Origin of the sequence: Zavarzinia sp., assembly GCF_041650655.1 — a bacterium.
Lineage (GTDB): Bacteria > Pseudomonadota > Alphaproteobacteria > Zavarziniales > Zavarziniaceae > Zavarzinia.
The window spans coordinates 1-21,305 of the sequence record NZ_JBAZKR010000035.1; the positions used below are offsets into that span (position 1 = coordinate 1).

General features: G+C 67.6%; 17 protein-coding genes, 2 tRNA genes and 3 pseudogenes. 10 read left to right on the forward strand and 12 right to left on the reverse strand.

Going from position 1 to position 21,305, the window contains the following annotated elements; genetic code table 11:
• Positions 1–1,189, forward strand: a pseudogene (locus WC493_RS09905) (hypothetical protein); the annotation flags it as partial.
• 64 nt (positions 1,190–1,253) lie between these two features.
• Here the strand turns inward: WC493_RS09905 and WC493_RS09910 are convergent.
• Both WC493_RS09910 and WC493_RS09915 read right to left on the reverse strand, forming a co-directional pair.
• Positions 1,254–1,733, reverse strand: coding sequence for a chemotaxis protein CheW (locus WC493_RS09910; RefSeq protein WP_373065090.1), 480 nt, complete (start codon positions 1,731–1,733; stop codon positions 1,254–1,256).
• 56 nt (positions 1,734–1,789) lie between these two features.
• Positions 1,790–2,122, reverse strand: a complete 333-nt coding sequence (locus WC493_RS09915) for a hypothetical protein (RefSeq protein WP_373065092.1) — start codon at positions 2,120–2,122, stop codon at positions 1,790–1,792.
• A gap of 190 nt (positions 2,123–2,312) precedes the next feature.
• On the opposite strand from WC493_RS09915, the pseudogene WC493_RS09920 reads away from it, so the two are divergent.
• Together WC493_RS09920 and WC493_RS09925 are read left to right on the forward strand one after the other, a co-directional pair.
• Positions 2,313–3,128, forward strand: a pseudogene (locus WC493_RS09920) (YihY/virulence factor BrkB family protein); the annotation flags it as partial.
• A 120-nt stretch (positions 3,129–3,248) separates the two neighbouring features.
• Positions 3,249–4,667: a homospermidine synthase gene (locus WC493_RS09925; RefSeq protein WP_373065174.1), complete on the forward strand. Its 1,419-nt coding sequence runs from the start codon at positions 3,249–3,251 to the stop codon at positions 4,665–4,667.
• Positions 4,668–4,706: 39 nt separating this feature from the next.
• On the opposite strand, the gene WC493_RS09930 is transcribed toward WC493_RS09925, so the two are convergent.
• Complete coding sequence (locus tag WC493_RS09930) at positions 4,707–4,997, reverse strand: DUF4282 domain-containing protein (protein ID WP_373065094.1); 291 nt, start codon at positions 4,995–4,997, stop codon at positions 4,707–4,709.
• Between the two features lie 223 nt (positions 4,998–5,220).
• Between WC493_RS09930 and grxD the strand changes: the two genes are divergently transcribed.
• Positions 5,221–5,559, forward strand: a complete 339-nt coding sequence (grxD, locus tag WC493_RS09935) for a Grx4 family monothiol glutaredoxin (RefSeq protein WP_373065096.1) — start codon at positions 5,221–5,223, stop codon at positions 5,557–5,559.
• Between the two features lie 182 nt (positions 5,560–5,741).
• Here grxD and WC493_RS09940 read toward each other — a convergent pair whose 3' ends face one another.
• Both WC493_RS09940 and WC493_RS09945 read right to left on the reverse strand, forming a co-directional pair.
• A complete protein-coding gene (locus WC493_RS09940; protein ID WP_373065098.1) occupies positions 5,742–6,203 on the reverse strand; it encodes a MaoC/PaaZ C-terminal domain-containing protein in 462 nt (153 codons plus the stop codon).
• Positions 6,204–6,246: 43 nt separating this feature from the next.
• Positions 6,247–6,987 (reverse strand): PhoH family protein, encoded by a 741-nt coding sequence (locus WC493_RS09945; protein WP_373065100.1) that lies wholly within the window; start codon positions 6,985–6,987, stop codon positions 6,247–6,249.
• A gap of 297 nt (positions 6,988–7,284) precedes the next feature.
• On the opposite strand from WC493_RS09945, the gene WC493_RS09950 reads away from it, so the two are divergent.
• The 3 genes from WC493_RS09950 to WC493_RS09960 all read left to right on the forward strand — a co-directional run bounded on the left by WC493_RS09950 (position 7,285) and on the right by WC493_RS09960 (position 10,737).
• Complete coding sequence (locus tag WC493_RS09950; protein WP_373065102.1) at positions 7,285–9,687, forward strand: penicillin acylase family protein; 2,403 nt, start codon at positions 7,285–7,287, stop codon at positions 9,685–9,687.
• Between the two features lie 67 nt (positions 9,688–9,754).
• Complete coding sequence (locus WC493_RS09955; protein ID WP_373065104.1) at positions 9,755–10,219, forward strand: hypothetical protein; 465 nt, start codon at positions 9,755–9,757, stop codon at positions 10,217–10,219.
• Positions 10,220–10,311: 92 nt separating this feature from the next.
• Positions 10,312–10,737, forward strand: a complete 426-nt coding sequence (locus WC493_RS09960; RefSeq protein ID WP_373065106.1) for a cupin domain-containing protein — start codon at positions 10,312–10,314, stop codon at positions 10,735–10,737.
• Here WC493_RS09960 and WC493_RS09965 read toward each other — a convergent pair whose 3' ends face one another.
• The 6 genes and pseudogenes from WC493_RS09965 to WC493_RS09990 all read right to left on the reverse strand — a co-directional run bounded on the left by WC493_RS09965 (position 10,738) and on the right by WC493_RS09990 (position 17,587).
• Positions 10,738–11,412 (reverse strand): DUF4328 domain-containing protein, encoded by a 675-nt coding sequence (locus tag WC493_RS09965; protein WP_373065108.1) that lies wholly within the window; start codon positions 11,410–11,412, stop codon positions 10,738–10,740.
• Positions 11,413–11,481: 69 nt separating this feature from the next.
• Positions 11,482–14,153: pseudogene (locus WC493_RS09970) on the reverse strand (valine--tRNA ligase).
• Positions 14,154–14,263: 110 nt separating this feature from the next.
• Positions 14,264–14,938 carry a DUF2497 domain-containing protein gene (locus WC493_RS09975; protein WP_373065111.1) on the reverse strand — a complete coding sequence of 225 codons (675 nt, stop codon included), beginning with the start codon at positions 14,936–14,938 and terminating at the stop codon, positions 14,264–14,266.
• A 94-nt stretch (positions 14,939–15,032) separates the two neighbouring features.
• Positions 15,033–16,361 carry a TolC family outer membrane protein gene (locus tag WC493_RS09980; protein ID WP_373065113.1) on the reverse strand — a complete coding sequence of 443 codons (1,329 nt, stop codon included), beginning with the start codon at positions 16,359–16,361 and terminating at the stop codon, positions 15,033–15,035.
• A 238-nt stretch (positions 16,362–16,599) separates the two neighbouring features.
• Positions 16,600–16,929, reverse strand: a complete 330-nt coding sequence (locus WC493_RS09985; RefSeq protein ID WP_373065115.1) for a rhodanese-like domain-containing protein — start codon at positions 16,927–16,929, stop codon at positions 16,600–16,602.
• A gap of 4 nt (positions 16,930–16,933) precedes the next feature.
• Complete coding sequence (locus tag WC493_RS09990; protein ID WP_373065117.1) at positions 16,934–17,587, reverse strand: protein-L-isoaspartate O-methyltransferase; 654 nt, start codon at positions 17,585–17,587, stop codon at positions 16,934–16,936.
• Positions 17,588–17,735: 148 nt separating this feature from the next.
• On the opposite strand from WC493_RS09990, the gene WC493_RS09995 reads away from it, so the two are divergent.
• The 3 genes from WC493_RS09995 (at position 17,736) to WC493_RS10005 (ending at position 20,517) form a co-directional block, all read left to right on the forward strand.
• Positions 17,736–17,809: transfer RNA gene (locus tag WC493_RS09995), tRNA-Cys, on the forward strand.
• 91 nt (positions 17,810–17,900) lie between these two features.
• Positions 17,901–17,975, forward strand: a tRNA-Asn gene (locus tag WC493_RS10000).
• Positions 17,976–18,333: 358 nt separating this feature from the next.
• A complete protein-coding gene (locus WC493_RS10005) occupies positions 18,334–20,517 on the forward strand; it encodes a putative bifunctional diguanylate cyclase/phosphodiesterase (protein ID WP_373065119.1) in 2,184 nt (727 codons plus the stop codon).
• A gap of 13 nt (positions 20,518–20,530) precedes the next feature.
• Here the strand turns inward: WC493_RS10005 and WC493_RS10010 are convergent, their stop codons facing one another.
• Positions 20,531–21,292: an amino acid ABC transporter ATP-binding protein gene (locus WC493_RS10010; protein WP_373065121.1), complete on the reverse strand. Its 762-nt coding sequence runs from the start codon at positions 21,290–21,292 to the stop codon at positions 20,531–20,533.
• Positions 21,293–21,305: the final 13 nt, after the last annotated feature.

Consider the following 21,305-nt stretch of genomic DNA (forward strand, 5'->3'; position numbering starts at 1 on the left):
GGTCTGGCGCAACATCCTGAAGTCCGATCCCTCCGTCGACCTCGTCCATTTCACCATCCTGCGGCCGCCCCAGAAACAGGACGGCACGCCGGTGATGGAACTCTCGCTGATCGCCTTCCCGACCCGCGAATTGTTCGAGGAGAAACTCTCCGAATTCGACCTGGTGATCTTCGACCGCTACCGCCAGCGCGGCATCCTGCCGGCCAATTACCTGGCCAATGTCGCGGACTATGTGCGAAACGGCGGCGCCCTGATGATCGCCGCGAGCCCGGAGGCCGACGCGCCCCTGAACCTCTACGAGAGCACGCTGGCCGAGATCCTGCCCGCCCGCCCGCGCGGCCCCGACATCGAGCAGGAATTCCGCCCGACCCTGACGACCGCCGGCAAGCGCCATCCGGTCACCGCCCTGCTGCCCGATTCCGGGCGCGGCGGCGGCCAGCCGACCTGGGGCCGGTGGCTCCGCATGTCCGACCTCGAAGTCCATTCCGGCACCGTGGTGATGACCGGGGCGGGCGACCGGCCGCTGCTGATCCTCGACCGCGTCGGCCGGGGCCGGGTCGCCCTCCTCGCCTCGGACGAAGCCTGGCTCTGGCAGCGCGGCTTCGACGGCGGCGGGCCCCAGGCGGAATTGCTACGCCGGATCGCGCATTGGTCGATGCAGGAACCCGACCTCGAGGAAGAGGACCTGCGCGCCGTCGCCCACGACGGCACGATCGAGATCGAGCGGCGCAGCCTGAAGCCCGAACCGCCGCCGGTCCAGGTCGAGGCGCCGTCCGGCAAGGTGCGCACGCTCCGCCTCGACGATCACGAGGACGGCGCCGCCACCGCGAGCATTCCGGCCGAGGAACAGGGCCTGTGGCATGTCTCGGACGGCACGAGGGTGGTTTCGGTCGCGGTCGGCGACACCGGCGGGCGCGAGATGGCCGACGTCCGCGCCAGCCTGGGCCCGCTCGGCCCCTTGGCCACGGCATCGGGCGGCAGCACGCGCTTCCTGTCGGAGGACGGTGTGCCGGACCTGCGCCAGGTCGGCTCCGGCCGCAGCGCCGCGGGCAGCGGCTGGATCGGGCTTCGCCGCAACGGCGCCTATGAGGTGACCGCGGTGACCCAGGTCTCGCTGCTGCCGGCGACGCTCGCCGTCGTCCTCGTCCTCGGGGTCATGCTGGCCGCCTGGTGGCGCGAAGGACGCTGACAACGCGAGGCAGCAAAAAAGCCCTCCCCCGCCGTGGGGAGAGGGCTTCGGCGACGAGCTGCGCTCAGGCGCCGATGTCCATGATGCGGTCGATCTTCAAGACGACGAGCAGGCCCTGTTCCAGGCGGAACACACCGTCGGCGAGTGCACGCCAGCGGGCATCCAGGGTCGGCGGATTGGCTTCGAAATTGCGGCTGTCCAGTTCGATCACCTCGCCCACCGAATCGACCAGCAGGGTATAGGTCTCGCCCTTGTGGGAAACGGTGACGCCGACCCGCTTCTGGCCCGTGGTCATGGGCGGCACGCGCAGCACTTCGCGCATGTCGATGGCGGTCACGATCTTGCCGCGCAGGTTGATCAGCCCGGCAACCTCGCGCGCGGCCAGAGGCACGGGGGTAATCTTTTCCGGCACCACGATGTCATGCACATCCAGGATGGGCAGGCCGAACTGCTGGCCGGCCACGGTCATGGTCACGAATTGGCGCTGCTCGGCGGCGGCGCTGCGCTGCTGGGGGTTGCGGTCCTTGATCGCTGCCTCGGCCATGATCCGAATCCTCGTCTCGATGCGGCGATCATCGACGCGCCGCGGTTAACGGCGGCCTAACGCCGGCCGAACAGCCGTCGCCACCAGGATCGCCGCGCCGGCTCGCGCGCCGCCGGGCGAGCGATCGTCACGTCCGGCCAGGCCTTGGTAGTACCGGCGGAACGGGACTTCACCGGCGCGATCCATTCCCAGACCGTGGTCGACATATAGGTGCGGCTCTCGGGGTCGTAGCGTTCGATCGTCACCTTGACGCCGCTCTGGCCGGAACGCCGGCGTTCGGCGTCGGCCAGCGCATCCTCGCGGCTGTCGTGGATTTCCACGACATTCCACCGCCCGTCACGCAGGACCAGCACCTCCCAGACCAGATTGCGCTCCACCAGTTCCGCCATGCCTCGTCGTCCCCTACACCGCGCGCGCGAGCCCGTTCGCGACGACAGATCCTTTATGCACAACGATCTCTTGACCATTGGTTACCCGGACCGGCATTCCTAGACGATCATGGCCGATGTCGAGATCGAAACGGAGCACGCGGGCGCCAAGGCAGCCCGGACAGCCCCGGGGCCCTGGTTGGGTCTGATTATGGCCCCGGTACTGCTTGTCGGCCGGGTGGGCAAGGCGCTCGTCCACGCGCTGCTGCGGGCGAGCCGCGAGGACGCCACCCACCTCGCCGCCTATCTGGCCTTTTCCGGCCTGCTCGCCCTGTTCCCCTTCCTGATGGCACTGGCGGCCGTGGCCGGTGGCCTCGGCACCGACGGCAGCGCCGAGCGGGCGGTGCAGACCCTGTTCACCTTCATGCCCGAGGACGTGGCCAAGACGCTGGCCCCTGCGGTGCGCCAGGTCCTGCTCTCCGGCCACAAGTCGGACGTGCTGACGATCGGCATCGTGGTCGCCGTCTGGTCGGCCGGCAATGGCGTCGCGGCCGTCCGCGTCGCCCTGAACCGCGCCTATGCCGCGGTCGAGCACCGCAACATCGTGCTGGTCTATGCCCTGCACATGAGCCTGGTCCTGCTGGGCGCCGTCGTGATGATCGGTATTTCCTTCGCCGTCATTCTGGGGCCGCAGGTGTGGGACTGGCTGGTGAAGCCCTTTGCTCCGAAATCCTGGAGCCGGCCGCTGTGGGACATTGCGCGCTATGGCACCGGCACGCTGATGGTGCTTGTCTCGCTGGTCTTCACCCACTGGCTGCTGCCGGCCCGGCGATTGAAGATTCGCCTCGTGCTGCCCGGTGCCATATTGACCACGATCGGCTGGATCACCGCGGCCGGCCTCTTCTCGTTGTTTTTGCGCAACCTCAGTAACTATAATGTCACATACGGCAGTCTCGGATCGATCGTCGTTGTTCTGATATTCTTTTACGCTTGCGCGACTCTTCTCATGATCGGCGCACATTTCAACGTGGCATTGTTCAAAATCGAACCTGCCATTCCCCCTCAACGCAATCCAAACCTTACATTGGGTGCCATAACCGGCTATAGCCTCCGCGCTTTACGCTCGACTTTCAGGAGAACGATGACCATGGACCGCCCCACCAAGCACGCGGCATTCGCCGGACGGCTCGTGATCGTTGGTTTCGGCTCGATCGGCCAGGGCGTTCTGCCCCTGATCCTGCGCCATATCGACCTTTCGGCGGAGCAGATCACCATCGTCACGGCCGAGGAAAAGGGGGCAACAGAAGCCGCCGAATTCGGCGTGACCTTCATCCAGGAGCCGCTGACTCCCGAAAACTACCGCCGGATCCTCGAGCCGCTGCTGGCCGAGGGCGATTTCCTGCTCAATCTCTCGGTCGACGTCTCGTCGCTCGCCCTGGTCGAACTGGCGCAGGAAGCGGGTGCCCTCTATCTCGACACCTGCATCGAGCCCTGGGCCGGCGGCTATACCGACACGCGGCTGTCCGAATCCGAGCGCTCGAACTATGGCCTGCGCGCCAAGGCGCTGGCGCTCAAGGCGAAATATCCGGGCGGGCCGACTGCGGTGCTGACCCACGGCGCCAATCCGGGCCATGTCAGCCACCTGGTGAAACAGGGCATGTTGGACATCGCCGCCGCCTGCGGCGAGACGGTCGAGCCGCCGGCGGACCGCGCCGGCTGGGCGGCGCTGGCCCATCGCCTGGGAATCAAGGTGATCCATGTCGCCGAACGCGACACCCAGAAGGCCGACCGGCCGAAGGCGATCGGCGAATTCGTCAATACCTGGTCGGTGGACGGTTTCGTCGGCGAAGGTTGCCAGCCGGCCGAGCTCGGCTGGGGCGCGCACGAGCGCCATTTCCCGGCCGACGGGGCGCGCCACGCCTTCGGCACGGGTTCGGCGATCTATCTGAAGCGGCCCGGCGCCTCGGTCCAGGTGCGCAGCTGGACGCCCAACGAAGGCCCCTTCCACGCCTTCCTGATCACCCATTCCGAGGCGATCTCGCTCGCCGACTATCTGACCGTCGAGCAGGACGGGGCGGTGGTCTACCGCCCGACCTGCCACTATGCCTATCACCCCTGCGACGATGCCGTGCTCTCTGTCCACGAACTCGCGGGCAAGAACTGGCATATGCAAGCCAGCAAGCGCCTGATGATGGACGAGATCGTCTCCGGCATCGACGAATTGGGCGTGCTGCTGGCGGGCCACGCCAAGGGCGCCTATTGGCTGGGTTCCCACCTCGAGGTCGCTACCGCGCGCAAGCTGGCGCCCTACAACAACGCGACCTCGCTGCAGGTGACCTCCTCTGTGCTGGCCGGAATGATCTGGGCGCTGGAAAACCCGCGCGCCGGCCTGGTCGAACCCGAAGAGATGGACTTCAAGCGCTGTCTCGAGATCGTGGCGCCCTATTGGGGCCCGCGCGTCGGCGTCTTCACCGACTGGACGCCGCTCCACCAGCGCGAGGAACTCTTCGCGGAAGACCTGGACCGCGAAGATCCCTGGCAGTTCAAGAATATCCGCGTCGTCTGAGGCGACGCCCGGTCCGGCGATGCCGGGCCGGGCGAAGGCTCAGCGGGCCGGCGGCAGGCGGTCGCGGATCTCACCCAGACGACGGAAGGTCTCGAAGGCCAGCAACACCATTTCGGAGCCGATGCGGACGCCGATGACGCCCACCACCAAGATCACGAAGGACAGCAGCACGCCGAGAAGGCTGAATCCCGTGCCGAAGACACCGAGCCCGGCCAGAAGATTGCCGAGAAAGCCCAACGCCACGCCGACCAAGCCCAGAAAATAGAAGAATTTCACCACCTTCGGCGTGAGAAATTCATCAAAGCGCAGCCAAGTATTCACGTCGAACATCAGACACTCCCCTTCGGTGCGGACCGGCCGGCGCCCCCTGCGCCGGTCACGTCCGCCCCCGCCGCCGATCATGCGGGAGGCGGCGCGCCGAGACAATCATGCACGGCGCGAATTGCACCGTATCCCCTGCGTCAACCGGCATCCCTTGCGTGACGCGGCGCCCCGCACTAGTTTTTGCTATCGCCCCATTTTCTCCGCCCCGGCGGAGCCCCGGAGTACGCCCATGAGTGAAGAAGTCCTCGATCGCATCCGTCGCGACATCGACGAAAACGCCGTCGTCCTCTACATGAAGGGCACGCCGATCTTCCCGCAGTGCGGCTTTTCTTCTGCCGTGGTGCAGGTGCTCGGCCGCCTCGGCGTGAAGTTCAAGGGCTTCGACGTGCTCTCCGACCCCTCGCTCCGCGAAGGCATCAAGCGCTTCTCCGACTGGCCGACGATCCCCCAGCTCTATGTGAAGGGCGAATTCATCGGCGGCTGCGACATCGTGCGCGAAATGTATCAGACCGGCGAACTGCAGGCCCTGCTGGCCGAAAAGGGTATCGCCTACAACGACGCCGCCTGAGCGGCGGGCCGGGACACGGGCGGGCGTTGCGCCAGCGCACCGACTGCCCCCTCTCTCGTCATGGCCGTGCTCGACACGGCCATCCACGAGAACACCGCGCCCCGGGCCGAGAGACGTGGATCGCCGGGTCAAGCCCGGCGATGACGACTAAGGACCGATGTCCCGTCGAATGAGCTGCGCCGTCACGCCGGCCGGCGGCAGCACAGGATCTTGGTCGTATAGACGCAGCAATCCTCGTCGCGCTGGTTCTTGATCCGCGCCTTCGAGATGACGATGCCGCGATACTCGTCCTTCGGCTCGAGGCCGACGATCTCGACCTCGTTGCGGATCGTGTCGCCGATCTTCACCGGCGCCGTGAAACGCACGCCTTCCATGCCGTAGAAGGCGAGAAACGTCTTCGGCAGCACCGCATATTGGCCGAGCCGGAGGCTGAGCGCCGAGCCGATCGAGAGCACCAACATGCCGTGGGCGATGCGCTCGCCGAAGGGCGTATTGGCGGCGAAGGTCACATCGGTATGGATCGGGTGCCAGTCGCCGGTCAGGCCGGCGAAATTCACGATGTCCGCCTCGGTCATCGTGCGGCCGGGCGAGACGATCGTCTCGCCAACTTCGAAGTCTTCCAGGAATTCGCGTTCGCGCGCCATTCGGCGTCTCCCCTCGTTTTGCGAGGGGAGACTAACCGAAGGTTCAGAGCACGCCCAGCATGGAAGCGACCAGCGGGTGACGCACGATGTCCCGGTCGGACAGGCGGACGACAGCGATGCCCGGCACCACTTCGAGCTTCACCGCGATCGAGGCGAGGCCGGACAGGCCTTCGAGGAGATCGCTCTGGTCCGGATCCCCGGTCAGCACCATGGTGGAATGCCAGCCGAGCCGGGTCAGCAGCATCTTGATCTGGGCATAGGTGCAGTTCTGCGCCTCGTCGATCACCACGAAGGCGCCGTTCAGCGTGCGCCCGCGCATGAAGGCGACGGGGGCGATCTCGATCGAGCCGTTGGCCAGATAGGCCTTCAGCCGCTTGGCCCCGAGCCGTTCGTTCAGGGCGTCGTAGAGCGGCTGGAGATAGGGCGCCAGCTTCTCGTGCATGTCACCCGGGAGGTAGCCCAGGCTTTCGCCCGCCTCGACCGCGGGGCGCGACAGCACGATACGATTGACGTTACCCGCCTCCAGCGCCTCGACCGCCTGGGCGATGGCGAGATAGGTCTTGCCCGTGCCCGCGGGGCCGAGCGCCAGGGTCAGGTTGTGACTCTGGATCGCCTCGATCAGCAGGCGCTGGTTGTCGCTCTGCGGCCGGACCTTGCGGACGTAGCGCTGCTCGCGATCGTCCTCCTCCACCGGGTCCCAGCTCGCCGTGTCCTGAAACAATGTGCGGATCTTGCCGTCGTGGGCATCGGCCTGGGATTTGGTGCGGGTGGCTCGTTTGGTCATGCGGCACTCCTCGAAGCAGGGAAGAGAGGCAAGCAGTCACCGCCTTCCGTCGCCGGTGTGCGGGCAATAAAAAAGCCGCCAACAAAGGGCGGCTCGTCATCGCTCGTCACGCAGATCGCGACAAATGCCATCGCGACGGCGGGGATCGGGGGTGAGATGTGGCAGGAAGCGGTCAGGGTCGTTAGCCTTTTCACCTCGAACACAACGTGATTATTCTAAGCGCCGCCGCTCGCCTCTGTCCCCCGGATTTTGTGGCGTCACATAAAAATAATACGAGGAATTGGGTCTATGAGGCCGATGCGCAAGATTTTCGGATGGATTTCCTGGACGCTCATGGCCCTGGTGGCGACCTTGGTGGTTACAGGGGTCGCAATCGCCCTGTGGCTCGTCCGGTCGGTGCCGGACGACCGGGATGACCAGTCGGTGGCGGGCCTGCACGGCCCTGTCAGGATTGTGCGCGATTCGCATGGAATTCCCCATATCCTTTCGCGCGATCGCCACGACGCCTTCTTCGCCCTGGGCCGCCTCCATGCCCAGGAACGCCTGTTCCAGATGGAACTGGGACGCCGCCTCGGCCGGGGCGAGCTGGCCGCGGTGATGGGGGCGACCGCCCTGCCGATGGACACTTACGCCCGCACGATCGGCGCCGCCCGCGCGGCCGAGGCGGATTACGCGACCGCGAGCCCCGACCTGAAGGCGGCGCTCGCCGCCTATGCCGACGGCGTGAACAGCTGGATCGCCGGGCGCGACCGCCCGCTGCCGCCGGAATTCACCCTGCTGATCCTGGAACCGGCGCCCTGGACGCCGGTCGACAGCCTGCTGGTCGGCAAGATGATGGCCCTGATGCTGACCGGCAACTGGCAGCTCGAAGCCCTGCGCGCGCGCCTGGCCGCCCGCCTGGACGGCGAGACGCTGGAGTTCCTGACCCCGCCGGTCGGCGGCGGCCCGGCGCCCGATGGTGCCGCCCGCCTGCCGGACTTCGCCGCCGCCGGCATGGACGAGGCCCTGCACCGCACCCTGGCCGCGGCGGCATTGTCGACCGGGCCGATCGGCCCCGGGGCTTCCAATGCCTGGGCGGTCGCGGGCGACCACACGGCGACGGGCAAGCCGATCCTGGCCAACGATCCGCACCTCGGCCTGGCGGCCCCCGGCCTCTGGTACCTCGCCCATCTCTCGGCGCCAGACATGAATGTGGTCGGCGCCACCCTGCCCGGCGTGCCCTTCCCCCTGCTCGGCCATAACGACCATGTCGCCTGGGGCCTGACCACCACCGGGGGCGACACCGCCGATCTCTTTGTCGAGACGCCGGACCCGCAGGATGCCGGCCGCTACCTCACCCCCGACGGGCCGCAACCCTTCGAGACCCGCCAGGAAGTGATCGACGTCCGCTTCGCCGCCCCGGTGACGATCACGGTGCGGACGACCCGCCACGGCCCGGTGATTTCCGACATGCCGGCGGGTGACCTGCCGCGCCCGGCCGGCACCGCCCTGGCGCTGGCCCATACCGCGCTGATCCCGGGCGACCACACGCCCCAGGCCCTGCTCGGCTTCATCGACGCCCGCAATGCCGACGATTTCCTGGCGGCCGCCCATAATTTCATGAGCCCGCAGCAGAATCTGACCTATGCCGACGACCGGGGCACCATCGGCATGGTCTCCGCCGGGCTGGTACCGATCCGACGGAGCGGCGACGGCCGCCTGCCCGCCGACGGGGCCAGCGGTGCCGGCGACTGGGTCGGCTTCGTGCCCTTCGAGGGCCTGCCCCAGGTGCGCAACCCGGCGAGCGGCAGGGTGCTGAACGCCAACAATGCCGTGACCGGGCCGGACGCCCCCTATTTCATCGGCAAGGACTACGACCTGCCCTATCGCGCCGGCCGCCTGGCCGAACTGCTGGCCGCGGTGCCGGCGGGCTACGGCCTGGACGATGCCGCCCGCGGTCAGGCCGACACGCTGTCCCCCTTCGCGGTCGAATTCACCGACCGGCTGATCGCGCTCTACGGCCCGGCCACGGGGCGCGCGGCGACGGCGATCGACTTGCTGAAATCCTGGGACCGGCACATGAGCGCGGAGAGCCCGGCGCCCCTGATCCTGACCGCCTGGGCGCGGGCCGTGAACCGCCGCCTGTTCGAGAGCCGCCTGGGTCTCGAATTCATCGGCTGGGCCGGGCCTCGGCCGCTCCAGCTTCGCGCCGTCCTGGGCGGGGAGAGCCAATGGTGCGACGACCCCGCGACACCTGCCGTCGAGACCTGCGAGGCCCAAATACGCGGCGCCCTGGACGACGCATTGACCGAATTGGCCGCCCTGCAGGGCGGCGACCCCGCCGACTGGCGCTGGGACCACGCCCATGCCGCCGACATGCGCCACCCGCTGTTCCGCTTCGTGCCCGGGCTGGACGGGGCGACGGCGATCACGCCGCCGCTTCCCGGCGGGGACGACACGCTGCTGCGTGCCGCCATGCGCTTCGGCGGGCCGACCCCCTATGCCGCCGTTCATGGCGCCGGCTACCGCGCGATTTACGACCTGGCCGATCTCGACCGTTCGCGCTTCGTGATTTCGACCGGCGAATCGGGCAATCCCTATTCGCCCCATTGGGACGATCTGGCCCCCCTTTGGGCCGAGGTCCGCTATGTCGAGATCCCGACCGAGCCGGCGGCGATCGAAAAAACCGCGGCCAGCCACCAGCAGTTCTTGCCGCGATGATGATCTTGATCACAGAATTGATCGACCCGTCGGTTATGGTAACCGGATCGTTGACGCCGGAGGGGCCATGGACATGCGGAGAAAGGCGATCGGATCGACCCGCTCGGTGTGGCTGATGCCCCTCGTTCTCGTCGCCGGACTCAGCGGTTCCGCCGCCGCGACAGAGACACTGGACGGCGTCGCCGTGCAGGACGGCCGCCTGACCGGCGACGTCGACGGCAAGAAGCTCGACGCCGGGGCGGTCATCGGTACCGATTTCGACGAGGGCGGCATGGTCTATTCGATCATCGATGCCTCGAACGATCCCTTCCTGCCCGGGCTGTGGCGCTATCGCGTCGCCTGGCGGGCCCAGGGCGACCGCGAATGGACGCCCATGTGCCGCAATTCCCGCGGCAGCACCGGCTGGGCCTATGTCAGCATGGACGACGGTGGCCCTCGCTTCACCTGCGAGGACGCGGAAACCGCTCGCTGCCTGGGCCGGACCAGCGGATTGAGCGCGAAGAAGGCCCTCAGCACCTGCCTGCGCCCGTAATTTTTCGCGGCACCGCACCATAATTCTTGCCGCATCGCGGCAGATTCGGGACCATCGATGGCAGTTCCCCGTGACCTGTGCGGAGCGTGCCCATGCCAGACGATGCAGCCACGAGCTTTTCCCACGTCAAGCCCGGCGACACCGAGTTTCAGGGCGCGGGCCTGCGCGACTTCTTCCTCTATCGTGATCTCGGCATCGCCGCGGCGACCGGCGGCAAGGTGATCGCCCAGCTCGTCAAGGCGAGCGACGTCCCGCCGACCGAAGGCACCGGGTGGCACCGCCATGTCGCCGATTTCCACATCGTCATCATGCTGAAAGGCTGGGCCCGTTTCATGTACGAGGACAAGGAGACCCTGGTCTCCGCCGGGGACTGCGTGCATCAGCGCCCGGGCATCGTGCACTACCTGTTCGATTATTCGCCGGACATGGAATATCTGGAAGTCGTCGGCCCGGCCGATTTCGCCACCATCGAGATGGAGGGCCCCTGCGCGGTTCCGCCACCGACGCCCTGGGCCTGATCACCAGACCGGCAGGGCACCGACATCGGGCCGCCCGGCGCGGAGATGCTGGCGCCGGGCCAGCAGCACGGCGAGCGGGCCCAGCATGACCTGGGACGCGATCAGGCAGAGATGGCCGATGCTGATCAACAGCGGGCCGTCGAGCAGGCCTTGCGCCTCCCCCTGGGCGCCCAGGCCGAGCAAAGCCCACGGCAGGACCAGAAGGCAGAGGCCGGCGATCAGCAGGACGAGCCAGATCGCCACCGCTCCGCCCCCCGGCGAGGCCCGCCAATTGACGAAGAGGGATTGTGGGCGGTCCGGGTCGCTGGCCCGCCAGGTCTCGATCATCACGAGCCCGGCGAAGACGATGTTCAGCCCCGGCAGGGTAGCGAACAGGACCACGGTCGGCGGCGGCCAAGCCGCATCGCCGACGCCGAGCGCCGGCAGATTGCCGCGCAGCCCCGCGATCAACTGGACCAGCGCCGCCGCCACACAGGCGAGGGCGCCGACTTCGAGCCAAGACCAAAAGGCCGCCGCCTCCACCGCGGCGTCACCGCCACCGTGCTGGACCCGCAGCAGCCAGTCGAGCGCCACCACGGAAATCGCTGCCGCGGCGAGCGCGAGGACCGCGACCGCCAGCGCGCGCGGCGTCATCGCCCGATAGATCGGCGAACCACCTGCACCGCCACTGGCCATCGCACCCTCCCGACACTCGAAACCGGAGTCGGGCGATTTTGCAGTGCAAGGATTTTACTTTCCGTTACCTCAGACACCGACCGCGAGGCGGGCCAGGGCTTCGGCCAGGCGGCCGCGGCTGCGCTGGGTCTCTTCACTGCGCTCGCGCTGTTCCTCGATCACTTCGGGCGGGGCCTTGGCGACGAAGGCGGCATTGCCGAGCTTGGCCGCGATCTTGGCCAGTTCCTGGTCCGCCTTGCCGATCTCCTTTTCGAGCCGCTTGCGTTCGGCCACGAGATCGATGACATCGCCGAGCGGCAGCGCCGCGGTAACCCCGCCGATCACGAGCTGGACCGAGCCTGCGGGTGCCGCCGCGGCGAACTCGATGCCCGAGAGCCGCGCCAGGCGACCGATCAGCTCACCGTGGCGAGTCGCCCGTGCCTGTGCCACGTCGTCGGCGCCGACCAGCACGAGGCCGAGCCTGGCCCCCGCCGGCACATTGGATTCGGCCCGGAGGCCCCGGATCTCGGAAACGAGGGCGATCACCCATTCGACTTCCGCATCCGCCGCCGGATCGGCGAGCGTGAGGTCCGCCACCGGCCACGGCGCCAGGACGAGGTCGCTCGCCCGCGCGATACCGGCGCCTTCCGCCGTCTTGGCCCAGAGTTCCTCGGTGATGAAGGGCATGAAGGGATGCAGGAGGAGCAGGATGCGGTCGAAGACATGGGCGGCGACCGCCCGCGTCTCCGCCTTCACCGCCTCGTCCTCGCCGTTCAGCAGAGGCTTCACCAGTTCGAGGTACCAGTCGCAGAAGGTGCCCCAGACGAACTGATAGGCCGCCCCTGCCGCCTCGTTGAAGCGATAGGCTTCGAGGGCGGCGACCAGCGATGCGGTCACCCGTTCCGCCTCGCCCAGAATCCAGCGATTGATCGTGTGAGCGGCCGCTTTCGGCGCGAAGCCGGGCACGATCCGGCATTCGTTCATCTCGCAGAAACGCGCGGCATTCCAGAGCTTGGTGGCGAAGTTGCGGTAGCCTTCGACGCGCTGGGTCGACAGCTTGATGTCGCGCCCCTGGGCCGCCATGGCGGCCAGGGTGAAGCGCAGCGCATCGGCGCCGAACCGGTCGATCAGGTCGAGGGGATCGATCACGTTCCCCTTCGACTTCGACATCTTCTGGCCCTTCTCGTCGCGGACCAGGGCATGGATGTAGACCGTGTGGAAGGGCACTTCCTGCATGAAGTGCAGGCCCATCATCATCATCCTGGCGACCCAGAAGAAGATGATGTCGAAGCCGGTGACCAGCACGTCGGTCTTGTAGTGGCGCTTCAGGACGTCGGTCTGCTCCGGCCAGCCCAGGGTCGAGAAGGGCCAGAGGGCGGAGGAGAACCAGGTGTCGAGCACATCCTCGTCGCGGGTCAGCGCGGTCTCGGCGCCGTAATGCGCCTTGGCCGCCGCCAGCGCCTCGGCCTCTGTCTCCTCGACGAAGACATGGCCGTCCGGACCGTACCAGGCCGGGATCTGATGGCCCCACCAGAGCTGGCGCGAGACGCACCAGGGCTGGATGTTGTTCATCCACTCGAAATAGGTCTTTTCCCAGTTCTTGGGCACGAAGACCGTGTCGCCCTGCTCGACCGCGGCGATGGCGGGCTTGGCCAGGGTCTTGGCGTCGACATACCACTGGTCGGTCAGCATCGGCTCGATGACCACGCCGGAGCGGTCGCCGAAGGGCTGCATCAACACGTGATCCTTGACCTCGACCAGATATCCCTGGGCTTCCAGGTCTTCGACGATGCGGCGGCGGGCGTCGAAACGGTCGAGGCCGCGGTAGGCTTCGGAATGAAATCGGCCGACACGACCTTCGCATGGACGTCGAGCACGGAGATCTGTTCGAGGCCGTGGCGCTTGCCCACCTCGAAGTCGTTGAAGTCGTGCGCCGGGGTGATCTTGACCGCCCCCGTGCCTTTCTCGGGATCGGAATAGCTGTCGGCGACGATCGGAATGCGCCGGCCGACCAGGGGCAGGACGACGAATTTGCCGACCAGATCCTTGTAACGCTCGTCGTCCGGGTGGACCGCGACGCCGCTGTCGCCCAGCATGGTCTCGGGCCGGGTGGTGGCCACCGTGATCGAGCGGTCGCTGCCCTCGATCGGATAGCGGATGTGCCACATGGAACCCTTGACTTCCCGCGCCTCGACCTCGAGGTCGGAGATCGCGGTCAGGAAATGCGGGTCCCAGTTGACCAGGCGCTTGTCCTTGTAGAGCAACCCGTCGCGGTAGAGGCCGACGAAGACCCGGCGCACCGCGGCCGAGAGGCCCTCGTCCATGGTGAAACGCTCGCGGCTCCAGTCGCAGGAGGCGCCCAGGCGGCGGAGCTGGCGGGTGATGGTGCCGCCCGAGACTTCCTTCCAGGCCCAGACGCGGCGCAGGAATTCCGCCCGCCCCAGCTCGCGCCGGGTGACGTTCTGGCCCGATTGGGCGAGCTGGCGCTCCACCACCATCTGGGTCGCGATGCCGGCATGGTCGGTGCCCGGCTGCCAGAGGACGTCGCGCCCGCGCATCCGCTCGAAGCGGCAGAGAATGTCCTGCAGCGTATTGTTCAGGGCATGGCCCATGTGCAGGCTGCCGGTAACATTGGGCGGCGGGATGACGATCGTGAAGGGCTCGCCGCCGGCATTGCGCCCGGCCGCGAAGGCACCGGAATTTTCCCAGGCGGCATAGAGCCGCGGCTCGACTTCGGCGGGATCGTAAGTTTTCTCAAGCATGTTCGACTCTTCGACGCTCGCGCCTGCGGGCCGGGGCCGGCGGCGCATGTCCACGCGAGCGGGGCCGGCGCGGACCAGGGGCTCGGGGTGCCTGCCTCGGGGACGTTGCCTCAGGGGGCCGGGCTACGCCCCGCGATGCGGGCCAGTTCATTGGCGACCGCGCGTTCCACGATGGCCGGCAGATTGGTGTCCAGCCAAGCCTTCAGCATGGGACGCAGCAGGTCTTCCACCACTTGTTCGACCGTCCTGGCGTCGGCCGATACGGGGCGCGGCGGGGCGGCGGGGCGGGTGGCGTCGGCGATCTGGGCGAAGGCGTTGCGGGCCTGATTGGCGATCGCCTCGGAAACGAGCTGATCCTGCGACGGGCCGGCACTCGGCATGACGGATTCCTCTTCCACGGCGCGGGACGGCGCCGGTGCAGCGGGGGTGACGGGAACGGCGGCCGCTTCGCCAGGCGCTTCGGGGGCGACCGGCGGCTCGGGCGCCATGAAATTCTCCAGCGGCGCCGGATCGGGCACCAACACCGGGGTCTCGGGCTTGGCCGGCAGGGCTTCGGGTTCGCCCTCGTCCTCGCCGGCATGAGGCTGCAGCGAGACGACCGAACCGTCGTCCGCCACCATCTCGGTCAGATCGAGGACCGCGGGTGCCGTCGCCGGCTCCGCGTCGCCGTCGCGCCCCTCGCCATCCTCCGCGATGATGCGGCGGATCGACGCCAGTATTTCTTCCATCGTCGGGTCGGCGCCGGCCTTTGCCGCGTCGCCGCCCCGCTTCAACTCGTCGGTCATTCCATGTCCCCGCCAGAACGGCGTACCCAGCGACCGCCCAAACTACGTTACGTGTTCGCCGAAAGGAAGAGGCCCATGGACCGGCCGGCCGCGATCAGTCGAAACCAATCCAGCGGCCGCGGGTGCTGTCGTAATGCTTGGTCGAGTCGTAACGGTCGCCGGACAGGTTCAGGTTCTCTGCGGTCAGGCGGCCGATGGCCGACAGCAGACTGTAGGCCGCCGACTGTTCCGAACCCTGGGCACGCACCAGGGCGACCTGGGAATTCAGCAGTTCCTGTTCCGCGTTCAGCACGTCGAGCACGGTGCGCGAGCCGACCGAGGCTTCCTGCCGGACGCCTTCGAGGGCCAGCGTATTGGCTTGCACCGCCTGCTGCTGCGAGACGATGACGGCCCGCGCGGCCTGCAGCTGGTTGTTGGCGTTGCTCGCCCCTTCGATCACCGTGCGCTGCGCCTCCGAAACCTGCGACAGGCGCTGGCTCGCGGTCTGCTGCTGCTGGCGGATCGTCGCGTATTCGGAACCGGACTGATAGAGCGGCACAGTGACCTGGACCGCCACTTCGGCCTGATTCGTGGTGACCCCCACGGTCGAGGCCGACTGGTCCTTGACCCGGGCGACGGTGCCGGTCAGGGCGACCTGCGGCTTGATCGCGCTGGTCGCGACGTCGACCGCATCGCGCGAGGCGGCTTCGGCATAACGGGCCGCGATCAGATCCGGATTTTCGGCCAGCGCGACGGCCCGGACCTCGTCGTTGGAGGGCGGCAGCGGCGGCAACTGCGGCACCGGGGAGAGCGTACCGGGGGCATGACCCACGACCTTCTCGTAAGCCTGGCGGGCGGCGTTCAGGTCTGCCTCGGCCGATTTCAGCGTCGACACGGCGGCGGCGAGCCGCGCTTCCGCCTGGGCGACATCGGTCCGCGTCACCTCGCCCACGCGGAAGCGGTCGCGGCTGGCGTCCAATTCCCGCTGAAGCACGGTGACGTTCTTCTGGTTGAGCTCGACCACGGCCTGATTGGTCTGCACGTTGACATAGGCGTTGACCACCGCGAGCAGGACCTGCTGCTCGGTCGACTTGAGCTGGGCCCGGCCCGCCTGGATCTGGTTCTCCGCGGCGCTGGTCTCGGCAATGGTGCGGCCGCCGCGGTAGATCGGCTGGCTGCCCTGCAGGGCGATCGACCACGGATCGTAGTCGGTCGACGCGCTGATCCCCTTCACCTTGCTGTCGCTCGAGGTATGCCCGATCGAGCCCTGCACGGTGACCGTGGGCCGCCAGCCAGACAGGGCCTTGGCGATCTCCTCGTCGGTGGCGCGGAGCGAGGCGCGCTGCGCTTCCAGGGTGGGGTTCGTGGCATAGGCCGAGGCCAGCGCCTCCGGCAGGGATTCGGCGAGCGCCGGCATCGCGCCGCCGAACGCCAAAAGGGCCACGAGGCTTACCAACCGCTTCGCCATATCAACCGTCCTGCCCTGTACGATGCCGCACATCGAGGTGCGGCAAACCGACAACAAACTATAGGGCGGGCGGCCCGGTGACAACCGACACGACTGTCGCGGCCGTCGCAGGCACCCGCCCGACACCATAGAATGAACGTTCATTCTAGCGCGGCGTCAACTGCCGTTTGCTGCATTCCTGCCGTCATACCACGGCATGCGGCGTGAAATCGGGTCAATAACGGGCCATTGCCGGATCGACCGTGGCCGCCCAGCGGTCGATCCCGCCGGCCAGATTGAGGACGCCCTCGACGCCGCGCGACTGCAGCCACATCGCCGCCTGGAGGCTGCGCATGCCGTGATGACAGATCACCACGACCTCGCGCCCTTCGGGCAGCACGGTCGGATCGAACTGCCGCGCCAAAAGGCCGAGCGGCAGGTTGACCGCGCCAGCCAGGTGGCAGATTTCGAACTCCCAGGGCTCGCGCACGTCCAGGAGATAGGGAGTCTCGCCCCGGGCCAGCTTTTCGGCCAGGCCCTCGGGCGGCAATTGGGTGACCGCCATCGGATCAGAAGACGAAGGCGGCCGGACGCTCGAAGCCCGGCAGAATCGGGGTCGCGGCGTCGAACAGCGGACGCCGGCCGACCACGCCGCCCGACTTGGAGAACAGGGTGGCGACGCCGATCGGACCGTCGCGCAGCACGGCGACCAGACGCCCGCCGTCGGCGAGCTGCTCGAACAGACTTGCCGGCACTTCGGGGACGGAGGCTTCGATCAGGATGACGTCGAAGGGGCCGGCCGCGGCCTGGCCCTTGGCGGGATCACCCACCACCACGGTGGCGTTGCCGATTCCGAGGCCGGCGAGCGACGCCTTGGCGGCATCGGCCAGGGCCTTGTCCGCCTCGACCGCGACCACGCTGGCGGCCAGATGGCCGATCACCGCCGTGGTGTAACCACCGCCGGCACCGAGATCGAGCACCTTCTCGCCGGCGCGGATGCCGGCTTCCTGGAGCATGCGGGCGAAGACCCGGGGCTCGATCAGGTAGCGGCCGCCGCCGATCGACAGGTCCTCGTCGACATAGGCGACCGTGCGCAGGGCGTCGGGCACGAAATTCTCGCGCGGCACGCTCATCAGCGCCTCGTGAACACGGGTGTCGGTCACCTTGTTCGGCTTGATCTGGCTATCCAGCATGAGGCGCCGGAGGGCGGCGAAATCGGCCATGTCTCTGATCCGCTACGATAGTGATCCCCGACTTATACGAGGTCCCCTCGCCCCTGACAACGCGGCCGAAAGGGTAATTGCGGCAGCGCCGACGCGCTGTTTATTGCCATCCTCCGGACGCTCTGCTATATCCGCCGCTCTCCCGCGGGGCGACGTGGCGGAATGGTTACGCAGCGGACTGCAAATCCGTGTATACCGGTTCGATTCCGGTCGTCGCCTCCAGGAGAACAAAGGGCTTTGCAGGCACCGAAGCACGGTGTATAAGGCCCGCCTCCGCTTCGGCGGGAACGATTTCGCCGGTTCGTCCGGCTGTTCCCCGGTAGCTCAGCGGTAGAGCAACCGGCTGTTAACCGGTTGGTCGCTGGTTCGAATCCGGCCCGGGGAGCCAGATCAGAGGGAAGCGGTGGAATGCCATCGCTTCCCTCTTTCTTTTCCGACATTTCGAGTTTGCGTCTGTCCGCGTCCGCGCCGCCGGAAGATGCAGCGCGCTGGGTGACCCCGCCTGTCGCCGAACCGGCCGGCACGACTACTCAGGGTGGACACGTCCTCTTGTTAACGCTTGTGCCGTGCCCTACGCTGTCCTGAAGATAGGGGCGCAAGCATCGGCAGCGATTAAACAATTCTGTCGATAGTGGTCCCGTGGTGCGTTCGTTGGTCACGCGGTGCATGGGTCTCCCGGCCTGTGACTCCGGCTGTGGTCGACATGCCTGGAGGTGCGAGCCGCCATGATGAGTGACGGAGGCGACATGCCGGCGAGGCAGGCCACACCGCCGCTGCCGTGGGCCTCTACGCGCGGTGGCACTGCCTCCGTCTGGCTGGTGCTGATCGCCGACGACGACGAAGACATTCATACCCGCGCCCGCTCGGCGCTCGCCAGCACCGAAGTCCAGGGGCGCCAGATCGACCTGCTTCACGCCCGCTCCTGCGAGGAGGCGTGCCTGCTCCTGTCGCGCGAGCGGGACATCGCGGTCGCCCTTCTCGGCGTCGATCTCGGCGGCAGCGGCGCCGGCGTGCGTCTGCTGCGGGAATGGCGCGATGCCGGCCTGGTCGAGATGCGCGTGATCCTGCGGGCCGAGGCCACGGCTCCCCTGCCCGATGCCACCGGCTTCGAGATCGACGACGTCTGCACCAAATCCGACCTGGTGCCGGAACGCATGGCCACCATCCTGCAGGCGGGCATTCGCGGTTTCGAGCGGATGCACCAATTGGCCCAGGAAAGACTGTTGCTGGAACGCGCCGCCAGCGGTGCCGCGCGGCTGGCCCGCTGCACCGCCATCGGCCAGCTTGCCGAAGCCCTGATCGAAGAGATCGCGGCCATGACCGGCACACCGACCGACGGGATTATCTGCGATCTCGGCATTTCGGACGGCGGCCCGGCGGGCGGGCACATCATCCATGCGCGCGGCTGCCTGGCCGCCTGGACCGGCCACGCGCTGGCCGAAATCGAACCGGCTTGGTTGCACGACCTGCTGGCCGGCGGATCGGCAGACGAAGCGCCTGCAGAAGCGCTCTGTCTCCGCTTCCAGGCGGCCTCGGGCCGCGCCCTGTCGGCGGTGATTCTGTCGCCCGGCCCGGCCTCGCTACCCGGCACGCCGGCACTGTTCCGATTGTTCGAGACCGCGGTCGAAATCGCCCTCGAAACCCTGACCCTGATCGAGCGGCTGGACCGGCTCGCCTATGTCGACCAGACCCTTGACATTCCCAATCTGAACGCCGTCGAGGCGGCGCTGGGTGATTGCCTCGACCGGGGTGGGGAATCCTGCCGAATCGCCCTCGTCCTGGTCGAATCGCACCGCAACGTCGCCGCCCTGCACGGCATCAGGGCAGCCGACCACTGCCTCCTGTCGATCCACGACCATATCGTGGGCGCGGTGGGGCCGGACGGCTTGGTCGCCCGCATCGGCGATGCATTCCTGGCCGTGCTCGCCCCCAGGACGGCGATCGATGCCGATCGGCTGCACGACGCCGCGACCGCGCTGTGTGACGTCGGCGGCGTGCAGTTCAAACCGGGCATCACCGGTGTCGCGGCCGATCTTCTCGACCTCGGCGACGAGCCGCAGGCGATCCTGCGCCGGGTGATCTCCGCCCTGCTCCACGTCCGCCGCCGGCACGAGGGGCGATGCCTGTTCTATGACGCGGCGATGCGGGCGCAGGAGCAGCGGTGGGTCTATCTGGAGCTCGCCCTGTCCCAGGCGCTGGCCAACGAGGAAGGGCTTTCGGTGCATCTTCAGCCGAAGGTCAACCTGATGTCGGGCACCATCGTCGGGGCCGAGGCGCTGCTGCGCTGGTCGGTCGACGGCCAGGTCGTCCTGCCCGACGAATTCATCCCGATCGCCGAGGCGTCTGGCCAGATCATGGCCCTGACCGATTTCGTGATCCGCACCCTGGGCCGGACCCGGATGACCCGCGACGTCTCGCACCGGGTACCGATCGCGGTCAACCTGTCGATGGTCGACCTCAACAATCCGGGCTTCGCCGGCCACGTCATCGACTTGGCGCGCAGCGTCGGCCTCGGGCCGGAGACGCTGGAGTTCGAGGTGACCGAGAGCATCGCGATGCAGGAATCGGGAACCGCGCTCGACCAGGTGCGGGCCCTGAAGGCCGCCGGCTACCGGATCGCGCTGGACGATTTCGGCACCGGCTATTCCTCGCTCGGCCAGTTCGATCGCCTGCCCATCGACATCCTGAAGATCGACCGCAGTTTCGTGCGCCAACTCAGCGTGCGCGGGGCCAAGAACAGCCTGGCCGCCATCGTGTTGACCATGGCGAAGACGCTGGCGGTCGAATGCGTCGCCGAGGGGATCGAAACCTCGGAACAGCGCCGGGCCCTGGTGCTGCTCGGCTGCACCGTGGGCCAGGGCTTCTTCTTCGGCCGCGCCATCCCGGTCGAGGAATTCGCGGCGCGGCTGGCCGCGAACCAGCAGGGTTGAGGCGCCAACCGCCTCAGTGCAGGATCTGGGACAGGAACAGCTTGGTCCGATCGCTCCGCGGATTGGCGAAGAATTCGTTCGGCTCGTTCTGCTCGACGATCTCGCCCCGGTCCATGAAGATCACCCGGTTGGCGACCTGGCGGGCGAAGCCCATCTCGTGGGTGACGCAGAGCATGGTCATGCCCTCTTCCGCGAGGGAGACCATGGTGTCGAGCACTTCCTTCACCATCTCGGGATCGAGCGCCGAGGTCGGTTCGTCGAACAGCATGATCTTGGGATTCATGCACAGCGCCCGGGCGATCGCCACGCGCTGCTGCTGCCCGCCCGAGAGCTGGCCGGGGAACTTGTTGGCCTGCTCGGGGATGCGCACCCGCTGCAGGTATTTCATCGCGATCTCTTCCGCATCCTTCTTGGGCATGCCGCGGACATAGATCGGGGCCAGCGTGCAGTTCTGCAGCACGGTCAGATGCGGGAACAGGTTGAAGTGCTGGAACACCATGCCGACCTCGCGGCGGATGTCGTCGATCCGCTTGAGATCATTGGTGAGTTCGATGCCGTCGACCACGATCTTGCCCTTCTGGTGTTCCTCCAGCCGGTTGATGCAGCGGATCATGGTCGACTTGCCCGACCCCGAAGGGCCGCAGATGACTATTCGTTCGCCCTTGTGGACGGTCAGGTTCACGTTCCGCAGGACATGGAACTCGCCGTACCACTTGTTCACATTGTCCAGGACGATGGCGACCTTGTCGGAAACGGCGGGAATGGGGATGGTCATCAGATTCCTACTC

Coding starts and splice junctions, on each gene's coding strand:
- WC493_RS09925 (WP_373065174.1), top strand. CDS start 3,249: ATGGACCGCCCCACCAAGCACGCGGCATTCGCCGGACGGCTCGTGATC.
- WC493_RS09910 (WP_373065090.1), bottom strand. CDS start 1,733: ATGGCCGAGGCAGCGATCAAGGACCGCAACCCCCAGCAGCGCAGCGCC.
- WC493_RS09975 (WP_373065111.1), bottom strand. CDS start 14,938: ATGACCGACGAGTTGAAGCGGGGCGGCGACGCGGCAAAGGCCGGCGCC.
- WC493_RS10010 (WP_373065121.1), bottom strand. CDS start 21,292: ATGACCATCCCCATTCCCGCCGTTTCCGACAAGGTCGCCATCGTCCTG.
- grxD (WP_373065096.1), top strand. CDS start 5,221: ATGAGTGAAGAAGTCCTCGATCGCATCCGTCGCGACATCGACGAAAAC.
- WC493_RS09915 (WP_373065092.1), bottom strand. CDS start 2,122: ATGGCGGAACTGGTGGAGCGCAATCTGGTCTGGGAGGTGCTGGTCCTG.
- WC493_RS09930 (WP_373065094.1), bottom strand. CDS start 4,997: ATGTTCGACGTGAATACTTGGCTGCGCTTTGATGAATTTCTCACGCCG.
- WC493_RS09990 (WP_373065117.1), bottom strand. CDS start 17,587: ATGGCCGATTTCGCCGCCCTCCGGCGCCTCATGCTGGATAGCCAGATC.
- WC493_RS10005 (WP_373065119.1), top strand. CDS start 18,334: ATGCCGGCGAGGCAGGCCACACCGCCGCTGCCGTGGGCCTCTACGCGC.
- WC493_RS09940 (WP_373065098.1), bottom strand. CDS start 6,203: ATGGCGCGCGAACGCGAATTCCTGGAAGACTTCGAAGTTGGCGAGACG.
- WC493_RS09960 (WP_373065106.1), top strand. CDS start 10,312: ATGCCAGACGATGCAGCCACGAGCTTTTCCCACGTCAAGCCCGGCGAC.
- WC493_RS09945 (WP_373065100.1), bottom strand. CDS start 6,987: ATGACCAAACGAGCCACCCGCACCAAATCCCAGGCCGATGCCCACGAC.
- WC493_RS09950 (WP_373065102.1), top strand. CDS start 7,285: ATGCGCAAGATTTTCGGATGGATTTCCTGGACGCTCATGGCCCTGGTG.
- WC493_RS09955 (WP_373065104.1), top strand. CDS start 9,755: ATGGACATGCGGAGAAAGGCGATCGGATCGACCCGCTCGGTGTGGCTG.
- WC493_RS09985 (WP_373065115.1), bottom strand. CDS start 16,929: ATGGCGGTCACCCAATTGCCGCCCGAGGGCCTGGCCGAAAAGCTGGCC.
- WC493_RS09965 (WP_373065108.1), bottom strand. CDS start 11,412: ATGGCCAGTGGCGGTGCAGGTGGTTCGCCGATCTATCGGGCGATGACG.